Below are 15,184 nucleotides of genomic sequence, written 5' to 3' on the forward strand. Positions count from 1 at the left end.
GGCTGCTGAGGGCTTAGCGGCCGTAAACGTTTTGGTAGCGGTCGTACAGCGATTCGATCTTGGCCCGGTCAATGGGAAGGGGTTCTCCCAGCTGTCGGGATATGTGTACGGTCCGGGCCACTTCCTCGCACATGACAGCGGCCTTGACCGCGGACCGGGCGTCCTTGCCGATGGTGAACGGCCCGTGGTTCTGCATCAGCACCGCTGGTGAATTGGAGTTTTTGAGCGTCTCGACAATGCCTTGGCCGATCGAATCGTCTCCGATCAGTGCGAACGGCCCCACCGGGATGGGGCCACCGAATTCGTCGCCCATCATGGTCAGGACGCAAGGGATTTCCTCGCCGCGGGCAGCCCACGCCGTGGCGTAGGTGGAATGCGTGTGCACCACGCCCCCAACCTCGGGCATGTGGCGGTAGACGTAGGCGTGCGCGGCTGTGTCTGAGGACGGCGAAAGATCCGGATTCCCCCAGTCGACGGTGCCCGCGCTGCCGGTGTTCATGCCCCGAACCGGTGTGCCGTACAGGTCGGTGACCACCATGAGCTCCGGCGTGAGGTCATCATAGGAAACCCCGGATGGCTTGATGACCATGAGGTCGTGGCCCGGAATGCGGCCCGAGACGTTGCCCGCGGTCCACACCACCAGTTCATACCTGGTGAGTTCAGCATGGAGCTCACACACTTCCTTGCGAACCCTCGCGATGGTGTCCAGGAGCGCGCTCATGCGGACACCCGCTCAGCTTCGTCAGTGGAAGGGTTCGACGCCGGTTCGGTCACCGTCGCGGCGCCCTGCGCCTCGCGCTGGATCGCCTTGAGTCGGTGCATGACATTGTTGGTTCCCCGGCCGAAGTAGTCGTGCAAGGTCCGGTATTCCTGGAAGAGGACGTCATATGCGGCGACGTTTTCAGGAATGGGCGTGTACACAGCGCCGGGAGCTGCGGCCATGGATGCGGCGGCGTCGCGGATGTCCTTGTACTTCCCGGCAGCGACGGCAGCGTGGATGGCCGAACCGAGCGCGGGTCCTTGTTCAGAGCCGATAGTGGAGAGTTGCAAGCCCGTGATGTCTGCATAGATTTGCATCAGGAAGGTGTTCTTCAGCAGGCCGCCGGCAACGATGAACTCCTTGACCGGGACACCGGAATCGCGGAAGGCATCCACGATGGTGCGGGTGCCGAACGCCGTGGCCTCCAGCAGGGCCCGGTAAGTGTCCTCAGGCTTGGTGGCCAGGGTTTGGCCCACCACAATGCCTGAAAGTTCGTGGTCAACCAGCACCGAACGGTTGCCCGAGTGCCAGTCCAAGGCGATGAGGCCATGCTCGCCAATGGCCTGCTTCTCTGCGAGTCCGGTCAGGTACTCGTGGATGCTTCTACCCTGGGCTGCGGCGGCCTGGTGGTATTCCGGCGGGACACCGTTCTTAGTGAACCAACCGAAGATGTCGCCTACACCGGACTGGCCGGCTTCGTAGCCCCACAGGCCGTCAACGATTCCGCCGTCAACGACGCCACACATGCCCGGGACCTCGCGCAGGACGTCGCCGTTCATGACATGGCACGTGGAAGTACCCATGATGGCAACAAGCTGCCCAGGCTCCACGGCATTGGCTGCCGGTGCGCTCACGTGCGCGTCAACGTTTCCCACGGCTACGGCAATCCCTGCCGGAAGCCCCGTCCATGCGGCGGCTTCTTCCGTGAGCTGTCCGGCGGCCTCGCCCAAACGGCCGATGGTGTGCTCGAGTTTGCTGCTGACGAAGTCCTTGAAGTCAGGATTAAGCGCTGCCAGGAAATCTTCCGACGGGTACTTTCCATCCTGGTAAATGCCCTTGTATCCGGCGGTGCAGGCGTTCCGGACGTAGCTTCCGCACAGCTGCCAGACGATCCAGTCGGCGGCTTCAACCCAGTGGTCCATGGCGCCGTAGACTTCGGGGTCCTCTTCCAGGAGCTGCAAACCCTTGGCGAATTCCCACTCGGAGGAGATCAGGCCGCCGTAGCGGGGGAGCCAGGATTCGCCGCGCTTTTCAGCAAGCTGGTTGATGCGGTCCGCTTGGGGCTGGGCGGCGTGGTGGCGCCACAGCTTCACGAACGCGTGGGGTCGGTCAGCGAAGCGTTCCAGTTCGTTCAGCGGCGTGCCGTCCGCCGTCGTCGGAACCATGGTGCAGGCGGTGAAGTCAGTGGCGATGCCCACCACGTTCTTCGGGTCGATGCCGGCATCGGCGACGGCGGCCGGTACAGCATTGCGAAGGACGTCGCGGTAGTCGTTGGGGACCTGGAGCGCCCAGTCGGCGGGCAAGCGCTGGCCGCTGACGGGAAGCTTTTCCGTGACCACGGCATGCGGGTATTCGAACACGCCACTGCCGAGCTCGGCGCCGTCCGAGACACGAACGACGACGGCGCGGCCGGACAGGGTGCCGTAGTCCACGCCGATGACGAATTGCTCATCGAGTGGGGAATTTTCTGAGGTATTCATGAGGTCTCCATCCGGCTGGCCAGGGCCTCATTGCCGGGGTTCGGGGTGGAAAAGTGAAGAAGGTCTGATGCAATTGTTAGCGCTCACAACTTTGATGTCAAGAGCGGTTCGCCGCTGTGTCCAAGTCCGCTCCCGGGTAGGCTGGCAAGACAAACTGTTTGGGGGAACATTGAGATACCGCGAGATGAAGTCCGCTGCCGCCGCTGTGGCGCTCCTGCTGCTCGCCGGGTTGCTTGCCGGGTGCTCCGGCTACTCCGGGATTGCGGCCGTACAACGGCCCGCCGAGGCAAAAGATGCACTCCCCGCCGGTATTCGGAGCGAAAAGCCTGACTTGCCTTCAGACTTCCGGCTTTTGGCCGAGGACAACCGGGTTAAGTACTTCGCAGCAGAGAGCCCCGAGCGCACGACGGCCTGCATCGCTGCCTACCCCGTCGACAAGCCGGACCAATGGATGCTGGCTTGTTCCGATGGGATTACAGGTGAACGGGAAATCGTAACCACCAGCCACATGGGGCAGCCCACTGTGAAGCTGGTGACAACCGGCTTCGACACCAAGGCCCTCGAAGCAGAGGGCTGGCGTAAAGTTCACGACAACGTCTGGGTGGGGGCCATAGCCAACCCCTAAGCCTGCCCCTCGGCAGGGTCCGGGCTAGGCGGTTCGGGCCTGGGCGGTGGTGGAGCGGACAACCAGGCGCGGTGTGACCGTCGCCGGCGCCTGCGATGTGCCCTTATCCAAGTGCTCGAGCAGCAGATCGATGCAGCGCTGGCCCAACTCTTCGAAGTCCTGGGCAACGGTGGTCAGGGGCGGAATGAAATACGCGGATTCCGGCTGGTCATCGAATCCCACCACGCTGATGTCGGTGGGAACCTGGACGCCGGTCTCATTGAAGGCCCGCAGGACCCCCAGGGCCATCTGGTCGTTGGCAACAAAAAGAGCCGTCATTGAGCGCTCCGCCGCGATCTTCAGGCCTTCGCGATAACCGCATTCAGCACTCCAGTCGCCCTCGATCAGTGTGGCTGGCTCAAGCCCCTCTTCAGCCAAAGTGTCCCGCCAGCCGTCGATGCGTGCCGCCGCGTCGATCCAATCGGCGGGCCCGGACAAGTGGCCGATCTGCGTGTGGCCAAGGTCCACAAGGTGTTGGACGGCCAACCGGGCGCCCTGCCGTTGGTCGACTGTGGCGCCGCTGAGGTTCTCGTCGCCCACCGACCCGACGGCTACCAGCGGAACCTGGGCTGTAATGTCCCTCAGGACGTCGAAAGTTCCAGGGTGTGGCACCGTCACCACAATGCCGTCCACGCCCTGGTCCATGAAGTGCGCGATGGCGTCCTTGATGGTTTCCGGGGTGACCTCGCGCAGGCCTGCAACGCTGACGAAATAGCCGGCATCCCTCGCAGCCTGCTGAACGCCCAGCAGTGTGTGGGATGGTCCGTACTGCGCCAGCTCACTGCCGAGCACTCCAATGGTTTGGGAGCGCCGCGTCACCAGGCTGCGGGCGGCTACGTTGCGGCGGTAACCCAGATCGGTGATGGCCTGTTCGACGCGCTCGCGGGTCTTGGAACTCACGTTGGGGTGGTTGTTGAGCACCCGTGAAACGGTCTGATGGGACACCCCGGCAACGCGGGCGACGTCCTCCATGACCGGCGGGCGGGTTGGTGCAGTTCGTTCAGAGCTCACCCTGTCACGATAGAGCACTGGCCACGATGATCAGCCGATGGCCGCCCTTGCGGCGTAATGCCGGTACCTCGTAAGAAAGGCAGCGGGCGCGTCGCCGTTCCGTGCGCTCACGTTCACGCCTTCCACCGGCCAGTCAGGCAACGTGCCCGCCAGGACACCCGCTGCCTGTCGCGCCGCACCGTCCGCAACGTACTCACCCGGCTTTGGCACGAACACCGGAACATCGAATGCAGCGGCGGCCACTTGCTGGACGGCTTCTGATTGTGCGCCCCCGCCCACCAGGATGATGCGCTGGGCTTCGACACCCTGGGCCTGGAGGGCGGCCAGGCCATCGGCGAGTGAGCACACCACGCCCTCGACTGCGGCCCGGGCCAGGTTGGCAGGGGTGTAGTTGGCGAGGGTAAGTCCGTGGAGCGAGCCGGTGGCGTTCGGCAGGTTGGGTGTCCGCTCGCCCTCGAAATACGGCACCATGGTCAGTCCGCCGGATCCTTCCGGCGCGGTCAACGCCAGCTCCCCGAGTTCCTGGAGCGTTACTCCCAGCAAAGCGGCGGTGGAGTCAAAAATCCGTGTGGCGTTGAGCGTGCACGCCAGCGGAAGGTAATTCCCGGTGGCATCAGCGAAACCAGCCACCAGCCCGCTGGCGTCGCGTGAGGAAACATCCGAGACGGCGGATACTGTCCCTGATGTCCCAATGGATATGACTACATCGCCGACTCCGGCATTGACGCCCAGGCCCGCGGCAGCGTTATCGCCGGCACCCGGCCCGATCAAGGCACCGTCCGGAGTCTTGCCTGCCACTTCCAAAGGCCCCACGACGGTAGGCAGCACCGGCACGTGCCCCAGCGTTCTTCGAAGTACTTCGGGAAGATACTCCCCGGCGGTGGCCGAAAAGTAGCCGGTGCCGGAGGCGTCGGATCTGTCGGTGCGGAGGAGGTCCAGCGACGCAGGCCCTGTTCCGGGACCATGGCCTGCCAGGCGCCAGGACAACCAATCATGGGGAAGGCATACTGCGGCCGTGCGGGCGGCATTGTCTGGTTCGTTACGGGCCAGCCAACGCAGCTTGGTGGCCGTCAATGAAGCGACCGGCACGGTTCCTGTGCTGCTTGCCCACTGGGCGGCACCGGCCACTGAATCGCCATCACCGGCCTCGCGGATGAGATCCTCGGCATCCGGTGCTGAACGTGTGTCGTTCCACAGCAGGGCCGGGCGAACAACGTCTCCGGATTCGTCCAGGCACACCATGCCATGCTGCTGCCCACCGATGGAGACGGCGTCCACATCATCGAAACCGCCCGCGTCCGTGATCGCTTCCTGCAACGCAGTCCACCAGTGCTCAGGGTGAACCTCGCTTCCCTCCGGATGGGAAGCCCGGCCTTGTCGCACCAAGGCGCCTGTGGCTGAGTCCCGGATGATCACCTTGCAGGACTGGGTGGAGCTGTCTATCCCGGCTACGAGTGGCATGGGTAAATCCTTTTGGAGGACATACCGGACCCGCCCTCAAAACAAGGGCACGTCCGGCATGGATGGTGGTGGACGGGAGTGGCTTAGCGGGCGCCGAGGAGGTGCTCGATGGCCAACTGGTTGAGGCGGACGAAGGCGAACGAGCGCTCCGCGGCCTGGTCGGCGTCGAACGTTTCGAAAGCGCTGGCATCAGCCAGCAGGTCCGCGGTGGTCTCGCCGGCGCCAAGAGTCGGCTCGCCCAGCTCGAACACGCCTGAGGTGGCCAGTGCTTCCTGGACCTCGGGATCCGCGCGGAACGCAAGCGCACGCTCCTTGAGCAGGAGGTACATGGACATGTTGGACTTCGCGGATTCCCAGACGCCGTCGTAACCGTCAGTGCGGGACGGCTTGTAGTCGAAGTGGCGTGGGCCGTCATACTTCGGTCCGCCGTTCGGGAAGCCGTTCTCCAGGAGATCCACGGTAAAGAAGGCGCTGGTGAGGTCGCCGTGGCCGAAAACAAGGTCTTGGTCGTACTTGATTCCACGCTGGCCGTTAAGGTCGATGTGGAAAAGCTTTCCGGCCCACAGGGCCTGTGCGATGCCGTGGGTGAAGTTCAGGCCCGCCATCTGCTCGTGGCCCGTCTCGGGGTTGAGGCCCACGATGTCACCGTGTTCCAGCTGCGCGATGAACGCGAGGCCGTGGCCGACCGTGGGAAGGAAGATGTCGCCGCGGGGTTCGTTCGGCTTGGGCTCCAGGGCGATCCGGAGGCCGTAACCCTTCTCCTTGATATAGCCGGCCGCTGTGTCAACGCCTTCCTTCATGCGGTCCAGTGCGGCGGAGAGGTCCTTCGAGCCATCATATTCGCTGCCTTCGCGGCCGCCCCACATCACGAACGTCTCGGCGCCAAGCTCGGCGGCGAGATCGATGTTGCGGAGGATCTTGCTCAGGGCGAAGCGACGGATGGAGCGGTCGTTCGACGTGAAGCCGCCGTCCTTGAAGACGGGGTGGCTGAAGAGGTTGGTGGTCACCATGGGTGTCTTCATGCCGGTTTCGGCCAGTGCGGCCTTGAAGTTCTTCAGGATCAGTTCGCGTTCGGAGGCTGTGGCATCGAAGGGGATCAGGTCATTGTCGTGAAAAGTGATGCCGTAGGCGCCGAGCTCGCTGAGCTTGTGCACGGCTTCTACCGGGTCCAGGGCCGGGCGGGTTGCGACGCCGAATGGGTCCGCGCCAGTCCAGCCAACGGTCCAAAGGCCAAAGGTGAAACGGTCCTGGGGGGTGGGCTGCAGGGTCATTTTGCTCCTTTGCAAAGCACTGGGAAGGGACGGAAGTGATGCCCTCCAATTAGTTTTCAATCTGAACTATATGGGGGATGATGGATTATGGTCAATGGAAGCCGGCAAAAAGTTTTTCGAATCCGCAGGGAGGTCCCATACCCGTGATTGACGCAACCGCGCCGGGGCGCGTAGGTGATGTCCGCCGTCGTAATCTTTCGCTCGTGCTGGACTCCATTGCCAAGACGGGCGATGCCAAGCCCAGCCGCGCGCAGCTTGCCGCAGGGACCGGGCTCACCAAGGCCGCGGTGTCCAGCCTTGTCGCCGATCTCGTGGAGTCGGGGCTGGTCGCCGAGGTGGGCCTGTACCGCGACGGCGAGCGGGGGAGGCCTGGCCAGGGCCTGGAGCTCAGTTCCCGGCGCGGCGTGATCGGCATGGAAATCAACGTGGATTACCTGGCCGTAGGCGTGGTGGACCTCGGTGGCAACCTGCGCTTCCATTCAAGTGTTGAGTCGCCCAACCGGGGCTTGGGGCCGGCGACGGTGATGGAGCGTCTCGGCGCCTTGGCGGCCGAGGCGAAGGCTGCTGCGGCCGCCGAAGGCATAGCCATCCTCGGTGGCGGCCTGGCTGTCCCCGGGCTGGTGGACGAGCAGCGAAGCGTCGTCCTGTCCGCCCCCAACCTGCATTGGGAAAATGAGCCGTTGAATCCACGGGCCCTCCTGGAGGGGGCCCCGCTTGGAGTGCGGTTGTCCAATGAAGCCAACAGTGCGGCGCTGGGCGAACTTTGGTATGGCGGCGGCCCCGCTGACTTCCTCTACGTATCCGGAGAAGTGGGTGTAGGCGGCGGCGTCATCATCGCGTCCGAGCTGTACACGGGGCCGGGTGGCTCCGCGGGAGAGTTGGGGCATATCGTAGTGAACCCGGTTGGACCGTCCTGTTCGTGTGGCGGGGCGGGGTGCCTGGAAACCTTCGCTGGCCAAGAGGCGATATTCGAGGCGGCGGGCATTCCGCCCGGCGCGTTGGAGGAGCGCGCTGAGTTGCTGCTCGCGGCTCTTCGGCAGCGGGATCCGCAGGCCAGGAAGGCAGTCGACGACGCCGGACGGTACCTGGGCGTCGCCCTCGCCTCCTCTGCCCGGTTGATGGATATCGAAGCAGTAGTGCTCGGCGGACATTTTGCCACGCTGGGAGAGTGGCTGCGCCCGGCCCTGTTGGCTAGTCTGGAGCGCCATGCGCCGGGGCTTTTGGATCCGAGGAACCTGACCTTGTCCAGCCTGGAGCATTCCGGAACCCTTCTGGGAGCTGCCGGCCAGGTGATCCGCTCCGTGATTGAGTCGCCCTTCGAGTTCCTGCTGGCGGCGAAGCTGGCATAGATTCCGGGTTGAAAGTCGGCGTGGGTTCTTCCTAAAGAATCATCAGCATGCTTAGTATTGATAGGTCAGTTGTTCGCGCAACCTACCCCCACGGACGAGTGCCCCATGACTACACAAGATTCAGCCCACACAAGCACTGCGAAGGCGCAGACCGCACCTTCCCCGGAAGACTCGCGCAAGCCGGACAGTCCCAACGACCTCGTCAAGCCCACTTGGATGTACATCGCCAAGAGGACCCTGAGGGAGTTCACCAAGGACCAGTGCCCGGACGCTGCGGCAGGCTTGACGTACTACGGTGTGCTCGCGCTCTTCCCCGCCCTCCTTGCCTTGGTTTCGCTTCTCGGCATATTTGGCGATGCAGGCAAGACCACGTCGGCATTGCTGGACATCGTCCAGCAATTTGCTCCCGGACCGGGCGTTGACACCCTCCGAAAGCCCATCGAGGAACTGACCCAGTCCAATGCGGCCGGCTTCGCCCTGTTCTTTGGAATCGTGGTGGCCCTATGGTCGGCCTCCGGCTATGTTTCCGCTTTCAGCCGCGCAATGAACCGCGTCTATGAAGTGGACGAAGGGCGCGGTTTCATCAAGCTCCGTGGCACGATGCTGGCAGTGACGGTGGTTGCCGTAGTTGGCGCCGCCCTGGTCGCTGGCATGCTGGTCCTCAGTGGGCCAGTGGCAGAAGCGATCGGCGGTGCCATTGGATTGTCCCAGGCGTTCCTGACGGTCTGGAACATCGCCAAATGGCCGGTGCTCATCGTCATTGTGGTGGCCATCATCGCCGTCCTTTATTACTTCACCCCTAACGTCAAACAGCCCAAGTTCCGCTGGATGAGCATGGGCTCCCTTATCGCCCTGGTCATTTTCGCCCTTGCTTCGCTGGGCTTCGGCTTCTACGTCGCCAACTTCAGCAACTACAACAAGACCTACGGCGCCCTGGCCGGCGTCATCATCATGTTGCTGTGGCTCTGGATTCTGAACATGTCCTTGCTGTTCGGCGCCGAATTCGATGCTGAAATGGAGCGTGGCCGCCAGCTGCAGGGTGGCATTGAGGCTGAAGAGAGCATCCAGCTTCCGCCCCGCGACACCAAGAAGAGCGACAAGATGCAGGAAAAGGAAGATGAAATTGTCAGGACCGGAGAGGAAATCCGTGAAAATCATGGCCGGGAACCGCGGACAGACAAGTAGCCGGAACCCTGCCGCCGACGCCGTCACAACCAAGCTCAAAGCGATCAAGCACGGGGATAGCGTGAAGATCCGGAGCGAGGTATTCCGGGTCCGTTCGGTGCAGTCCACGGGAGACTCCTCGAACATCACCCTGGAACTGCAAGGGCCCGACGGCGGTTCGGTCACCTTTATCGGTCTGCCGAAGGCCCGGCTGGAGCTGGCAGGAAGCGGGCCCCTGCCGTGACCGTGGCAGGGACCCGCTGGTCTTTGGAGCGATCCTCCCGCGGAGCTTAGGGCATCCGCGGGAGGATCACGTTCTTAGGCGAACGGGAGGACGAGCTCCGCGTAGCGCTGCTTCATGGTTTCCAGGACGCTGTCCTCATCGGCATCCCAGATCTCCTGGTTAAAGATTTCAACCTCAATGTCGCCCCTGTACCCGGCGTCCCTGACCCAGGCACCGATGGTCGCGAAGTCGATGACGCCGTCGCCCATCATGCCGCGGGACAACAGCGCGTCAGCGGCGATCGGCAGGTTGAAATCGCACACTTGGTAGGACGCGATGCGGTTCTCCCGGCCAGCACGTTCAATCTGGGCCTTGAGTTCCGGATCCCACCAGACGTGGAAGGTGTCGACGGCGACGCCAACAGCCCTTGCGTCGTAAGGCGCCGCGAGATCGAGTGCCTGGCCCAAAGTGGAGATCAGGGCGCGGTCAGCGGCGTACATCGGGTGCAGGGGTTCAAGAACCAAGCGGACGCCGTTCTCGGAAGCAAACGGAATCAGCTCTTCCAGGCGATCGGCCACGCGTTGACGGGCCGCAACCACATCCTTTTCGCCGGGGGCGAGGCCACCCACCACCAGGAACAGCTCCTGGGTGTCGAGCGCTACTGCTTCGCGGACGGCGTCGAAGTTGTCTGCCAGAGCGGCGGCCTGTCCTTCGGCATCGGCCGCTGTAAGGAAACCGCCGCGGCACAGCGAGGAAACCCGGAGCCCGGCGTCCTTGATGAGCTTGGCTGCTTTGTCCAAGCCAGCCTCGGCCACGCGGTCACGCCAAGGGCCAATCGCGGGAATGCCGGCGCGGGCACAGCCGTCGACGGCCTCGGCAAGTGTCCACTTCTTGGTGGTGGCGCTGTTCAAGGACAGTCGCGAGAAATCGGTGCTCATGCGCCTACTCCGTTGATCCGGAGGTAGTCCGACATGCGGAAGGCTGCCAGTGACGGATCCTTCAACAATCCTGCCTTGTCCGCCAGTTCGAAGGTCTTGGCCAGGTGCAGGACCGACCGGCCGGAATGGAGCCCGCCCACCATCTGGAAACCGGGCTGCCTTCCGTTGAGCCAGGACATGAACGCGATACCGGTTTTGTAGTAGAACGTGGGGGCGCTGAAGATGTGCTTCCCGAGCTCGCGGGTGGAGTCCAGGATGGCGCGGCCCTCGGCGCCCTGACCGGCGTCGTACTTCTGCAACGCAACCGAAGCGGCCGGGTAGATGGCGGCGAAGATGCCCAGGAGGGCGTCCGAGTGGTGCGTCTCGTCGCCGTCGATCAGTTCCGGGTAGTTGAAGTCGTCGCCGGTGTAGAGGCGGACGCCTTCCGGCAGGTTGGCGCGGAGGGCGACCTCGTGGGAAGCATCCAGCAGCGAAACCTTGACGCCGTCAACCTTGTCCGAGTGCTCGCGGATCAGGCTAAGGAACGTTTCGGTGGCGACGGAGACGTCATTGGAGCCCCAATACCCGGCCAGTGCGGGGTCGAACATGGTGCCGAGCCAGTGCAGGATGACGGGCTGGTCAACTTCCTGCAGGAGCGTGGAGTAGACGTGCAGGTAGTCGTCGGCGCTGTTGGCGACCTTGGCCAAGGCGCGGGAGGCCATGAGGATGACCTTAGGCCCGGCCTCGCTGACGACGGCGATCTGCTCACGGTAGGCGTCGATGACGGCCTGGATACCGGCCGCGCCATCTGGGAGGGCGGCAATATCCAGCTGGTCGGTTCCGGCGCCACAGGAAACGAGGTCCCGCACGGACTTGCCGACCGTCGCCGCATTGTTGCCGGCCACGACCGAAGCGGCCTCGGCACCTGTGCGCTTGATGAGCTGCTGGGTTGCTGCCCAGTCCAGGCCCATGCCGCGTTGGGCGGTATCCATGGCGTCGGCAACGCCCAAGCCATAGGACCACAGCTCGTGCCGGTACGCCAGGGTTGCGTCCCAGTCGAGCTGTGCAGGGGCGCCGGGGGTGTTGTCCGCGGCGACCTCCGGGATGACGTGAGCTGCGGCGTAGGCGCGGCGGGCGGTCAGGGGAGCGGTCGGCTTGGCCCACGATGTGGCTGCCTGGAGGCGGTACTCGCGGGTGCCGCCGTCGTCTGTGGGAAGAATCAGTGACGTCATTAGAGGGTGATCTCCGGGATGTCGATGGTGCGGCGTTCAGCCGAGGACTGCAGGCCGAGTTCGGCCAGCTGCACGCCGCGGGCTGCGGAGAGCAGGCCGAAGCGGTGCTCACGGCCGGCGACGACGTCCCGCAGGAATTCTTCCCACTGCAGCTTGAAGCCGTTGTCCAGCTCGGCGTTGGCGGGAACTTCCTGCCACTGGCTTCGGAAGGATTCGGTGACGGGCAGGTCCGGGTTCCAGACTGGCTTGGGGGTGTGGGCGCGCTGCTGTGCAACGCACTTGTTCAAACCGGCGACGGCGGAACCGTGCGTGCCGTCGATCTGGAACTCAACCAGTTCGTCGCGGTAGACGCGGACCGCCCAGGAAGAGTTGATCTGGCCGATGACGTCGTCGCCGCCCGGGGTTTCGAGCTCGAAGATGCCGTAGGAGGCGTCGTCTGCGGTGGCCTTGTATTCCTTGCCGGCCTCGTCCCAACGGGCGGGGATGTGCGTGGCTGTCTTGGCGTTGACGCTCTTGACCTTGCCGATGATGCCTTCAAGGACGTAGTTCCAGTGGCAGAACATGTCCGTGGTCATTCCGCCGCCGTCTTCCTTGCGGTAGTTCCAGGAGGGGCGCTGTGCAGCCTGCACGTCGCCTTCGAAGACCCAGTAGCCGAACTCGCCACGGATGGAGAGGATGCGGCCGAAGAACCCTTCGTCCACCAGGCGGCGAAGCTTGACCAGGCCGGGGAGGTACAGCTTGTCGTGCACAACGCCTGCGGTGACGCCGGCTTCCTTGCCGATCTGTGCGAGCTCGATGGCCTCTTCGAGGGTTTCGGCCGTGGGCTTCTCGGTGAAGATGTGCTTGCCGGCGCGCATGGCCTTCTTCAGGGTGGCGGCGCGGAGGCTGGTCATGGAAGCGTCGAAGATGATGTCCACGGTGGGATCGGCGATGACTGCATCCAGATCGGTGGTCCATTCGGAAACCTTGTGGAGCTCGGCGAGTTCGCGGATCTTCGCTTCGTTGCGGCCTACGAGGATCGGTTCGACCTGGACCTTGGTGCCGTCCTCAAGGGTAAAACCCCCGGCGTCGCGGATGGGAAGGATGGACCGCAGCAAGTGCTGGCGGTATCCCATGCGGCCGGTGATGCCATTCATGGCGATGCGGATCGTCTTTGTTTCGAAACCCATGTTTTCTCTCCAGTACCTTGTGTGCCGGTCGCTCTGCGGTTGCCGGTGCTTGCTTTTGCATGTGTGGGAAAGCGCATTCCCATTGCAAAGAATCATGCACCATGGCACGACAGCTTGGCAAGCGCTTTCCCGAATTCGCGTATGCCCTGACATAATTTCCCTAGCGCCAGTCCCGACGCCTGCAGACAAGGAGGGCCCCGTGGCCGCCAGCACACTCAGTGAAGTTGCCCGTTTAGCCGGAGTTTCCCTGGCCACAGCTTCCCGGGTCCTCAACGGCTCATCCCGCAAGCCCGCGGAGGACATCGCGGAGCGCGTCCGCGAGGCCGCCGACAAACTTGGCTACGTCCCCAATGCGCAGGCCCAGGCGCTCGCGAAGTCCAGTTCAGGTTTGATCGGCCTGGTTGTCCACGACATTGCCGACCCATACTTCTCGGCAATAGCCCGCGGAGTGCAGGAAGCCGCGCGGCAGCAGAACCGCATGGTGCTGCTGGCAAGCACCTCCGGTACCCCCTCGGATGAGCGCGAGGCCGTAGCAGCCTTCGCTGCCCGCCGCGCGGACTCCATCGTCATTGCCGGTTCACGCTCCGTGCGGGCCGAGGACCGGCAGGGCAACGCCGAGCTCGCCGCTGAGTTGGATCGGTACTGCCGGAACGGCGGACATGTGGGCGTGGTGGGGCACCCTGTCGTCGGCGCTTCCGCCTCGGAGGGCTACCACGTAGTGAAGGTCCCCAACGAGGAACTCGCGGCTGGCCTTGCCGCAGAACTGGCTGCCTCCCACGAGGGCCCGTTCCTGATCATCGCAGGCCCTGAAGGCCTGTACACCTCCGACGACAGGGTCCGCGGATTCCAGCGCGGACTCGCCGACGCCGGCAGGGCACCGGCCGAGGTTATCCGCACCGGCTTCAACCGCGCCGGAGGATACGACGCCGGCCTCGCGCTCGCGGAACGCATCAAGTCTTCCGAAGAGCGGCTCTGCATCTTCGCGGTTAACGACGTCATGGCTATCGGAGTCACAGCGGCGCTGCGGCCGGAAGGGGTGTGGATTCCCCGCGATGCCACCATCGCGGGCTTCGACGATATCGAAACCCTCCGCGACTTCCGGCCCGCTCTTTCAACGGTGCATTTGCCACTCGAGGACATTGGCCGGCTCGCTGCCGGAGACCCGGATACGCCACCTGTCAGCGGCGTGGTCAAGCTTCGCCGCAGTACTGAGGCCCCGGTCGCGGAATCGCCCGCATAACCATGCCGCCGCGCGGGCGACCCGGGCATCCGCGGTGATTCCCGACGTCGGGCGTTCCGGTGTGGTTCCGCCGGGCACGCGGCGTTCGCGCTAGTCCTCGCCCAGGGTGATGGTGTGCAGGAACGCGGCGTCATTGAGGACGTTCTCCGGGAGGTCGTCCTCGACGAATTCCAACATGATGTCCATATCCTTGCCGTTGCCCCGCAGGACGTCGGTGACGGTCTGCCATAGCAACTTGCGGTTCCGCAGGGGGAACCGTTCGGCTTCGGGCCCCCAGGAGAAGCAGTGGACGCCCACCACGTGCGGCAGGATTTGGTGGAGCGAGTCGAGTGCCTGCTGGTCGGAAAGCCCGACGGCGGGTTGCCAGTAGGTGCCGACGTTGGCATGGTTGACGCGGTTCAGCAGCTCGAGGGTAGTACCGGGGGAGTCGGTGAGGGTGTTGCCGTGGTATTCGAAGGCGATGCCGATCCCGCGCTCGGCCCCGAGATCGGCAATGCGCTGGGTGTCTGTCACCACCGAGTCCCAGTGCTCCGGGCCGGCACCCTCGGATCCGAGTTCCCCGGCCCATACCCGGACCCTGGGGGCGCCCAGTGCGGTGGCTAGATCCAAGGCCCGTCCGAAATCTCCGAAAGCACCGCATCGGTAGTACGAGCCAAGCGACAAGACCCTGAGCCCCGCTTCCTCCGTCGCGCGTTTGGCGTGGGCGGCTGATTCCGTGTCACTGACGTGGACATCGGTGCCCCATTCGATGCCAGCCAGGCCAGCCTCGGCGGAAACCCGCACAACGTCGTCGATCCCGTGCGCTCTGAGGGTGACGGAACAGATGCCGGGCGTGAGGTCAGCCAACGTGGTGAGGTCGATCATGCTTCACAGGATACCGGGAATGCGCTTACCCAGTAAGGCCGTATCGCCTGCTGAACATTTGCGCCGCGCCCGTTCGCGCCCCGTGCGCCCGGTACGCCCGGGCGCCGCGCCCGTTCGCGCCCGGTGCGCCCGGTGCGCCCGGATACCGCACCCGTTTGC

The 15,184-nt window shown here is 64.2% G+C and carries 14 protein-coding genes; 5 read left to right on the forward strand and 9 right to left on the reverse strand.

Annotation, left to right across the window (positions count from 1 at the left end):
- Positions 1-13 precede the first annotated feature (13 nt).
- Positions 14-721, reverse strand: coding sequence for an L-ribulose-5-phosphate 4-epimerase (locus QRM57_RS20355; RefSeq protein ID WP_284987995.1), 708 nt, complete (start codon positions 719-721; stop codon positions 14-16).
- Entirely contained in the window at positions 718-2,460 is a 1,743-nt protein-coding gene (gene araB / locus QRM57_RS20360; RefSeq protein WP_284987996.1) for a ribulokinase, read from the reverse strand. The genes QRM57_RS20355 and araB overlap by 4 nt, the downstream gene beginning before the upstream one ends.
- A 184-nt stretch (positions 2,461-2,644) precedes the next feature.
- Between araB and QRM57_RS20365 the strand changes: the two genes are divergently transcribed.
- A complete protein-coding gene (locus tag QRM57_RS20365) occupies positions 2,645-3,085 on the forward strand; it encodes a hypothetical protein (protein ID WP_284987997.1) in 441 nt (146 codons plus the stop codon).
- Between the two features lie 24 nt (positions 3,086-3,109).
- On the opposite strand, the gene QRM57_RS20370 is transcribed toward QRM57_RS20365, so the two are convergent.
- From QRM57_RS20370 to xylA, 3 genes are all read right to left on the reverse strand, one after another.
- Positions 3,110-4,096, reverse strand: a complete 987-nt coding sequence (locus QRM57_RS20370; RefSeq protein ID WP_284988011.1) for a LacI family DNA-binding transcriptional regulator — start codon at positions 4,094-4,096, stop codon at positions 3,110-3,112.
- A 69-nt stretch (positions 4,097-4,165) separates the two neighbouring features.
- The gene (xylB, locus tag QRM57_RS20375; protein WP_284987998.1) at positions 4,166-5,596 is read right to left on the reverse strand and encodes a xylulokinase; all 1,431 of its coding nucleotides are present in this window, start codon (positions 5,594-5,596) and stop codon (positions 4,166-4,168) included.
- A gap of 83 nt (positions 5,597-5,679) precedes the next feature.
- Entirely contained in the window at positions 5,680-6,867 is a 1,188-nt protein-coding gene (xylA, locus tag QRM57_RS20380; RefSeq protein ID WP_284987999.1) for a xylose isomerase, read from the reverse strand.
- Between the two features lie 80 nt (positions 6,868-6,947).
- Between xylA and QRM57_RS20385 the strand changes: the two genes are divergently transcribed.
- The 3 genes from QRM57_RS20385 (at position 6,948) to QRM57_RS20395 (ending at position 9,624) form a co-directional block, all read left to right on the forward strand.
- Complete coding sequence (locus tag QRM57_RS20385) at positions 6,948-8,216, forward strand: ROK family transcriptional regulator (RefSeq protein ID WP_284988012.1); 1,269 nt, start codon at positions 6,948-6,950, stop codon at positions 8,214-8,216.
- A gap of 105 nt (positions 8,217-8,321) precedes the next feature.
- On the forward strand, positions 8,322-9,401 hold the full coding sequence (locus QRM57_RS20390) for a YihY/virulence factor BrkB family protein (protein ID WP_284988000.1): 1,080 nt from the start codon (positions 8,322-8,324) through the stop codon (positions 9,399-9,401).
- A complete protein-coding gene (locus QRM57_RS20395; protein WP_284988017.1) occupies positions 9,373-9,624 on the forward strand; it encodes a hypothetical protein in 252 nt (83 codons plus the stop codon). The genes QRM57_RS20390 and QRM57_RS20395 overlap by 29 nt, the downstream gene beginning before the upstream one ends.
- 74 nt (positions 9,625-9,698) lie before the next feature.
- Here QRM57_RS20395 and QRM57_RS20400 read toward each other — a convergent pair whose 3' ends face one another.
- Genes QRM57_RS20400 through QRM57_RS20410 form a run of 3 tightly spaced genes read right to left on the reverse strand, consistent with a single transcriptional unit; the run spans position 9,699 to position 12,921 of the window.
- Positions 9,699-10,541 (reverse strand): sugar phosphate isomerase/epimerase family protein, encoded by an 843-nt coding sequence (locus tag QRM57_RS20400; RefSeq protein WP_284988001.1) that lies wholly within the window; start codon positions 10,539-10,541, stop codon positions 9,699-9,701.
- Entirely contained in the window at positions 10,538-11,752 is a 1,215-nt protein-coding gene (locus QRM57_RS20405; protein WP_284988003.1) for a dihydrodipicolinate synthase family protein, read from the reverse strand. The genes QRM57_RS20400 and QRM57_RS20405 overlap by 4 nt, the downstream gene beginning before the upstream one ends.
- On the reverse strand, positions 11,752-12,921 hold the full coding sequence (locus QRM57_RS20410) for a Gfo/Idh/MocA family protein (protein ID WP_166842176.1): 1,170 nt from the start codon (positions 12,919-12,921) through the stop codon (positions 11,752-11,754). Before QRM57_RS20410 ends, QRM57_RS20405 begins: the two co-directional genes overlap by 1 nt.
- A 199-nt stretch (positions 12,922-13,120) precedes the next feature.
- Between QRM57_RS20410 and QRM57_RS20415 the strand changes: the two genes are divergently transcribed.
- Positions 13,121-14,161 carry a LacI family DNA-binding transcriptional regulator gene (locus QRM57_RS20415; protein ID WP_284988005.1) on the forward strand — a complete coding sequence of 347 codons (1,041 nt, stop codon included), beginning with the start codon at positions 13,121-13,123 and terminating at the stop codon, positions 14,159-14,161.
- A 90-nt stretch (positions 14,162-14,251) separates the two neighbouring features.
- Here the strand turns inward: QRM57_RS20415 and QRM57_RS20420 are convergent, their stop codons facing one another.
- Positions 14,252-15,025 carry a sugar phosphate isomerase/epimerase family protein gene (locus QRM57_RS20420; RefSeq protein WP_284988007.1) on the reverse strand — a complete coding sequence of 258 codons (774 nt, stop codon included), beginning with the start codon at positions 15,023-15,025 and terminating at the stop codon, positions 14,252-14,254.
- Positions 15,026-15,184 lie beyond the last annotated feature (159 nt).

Source organism: Arthrobacter sp. fls2-241-R2A-172, assembly GCF_030208885.1.
GTDB lineage: Bacteria > Actinomycetota > Actinomycetes > Actinomycetales > Micrococcaceae > Arthrobacter.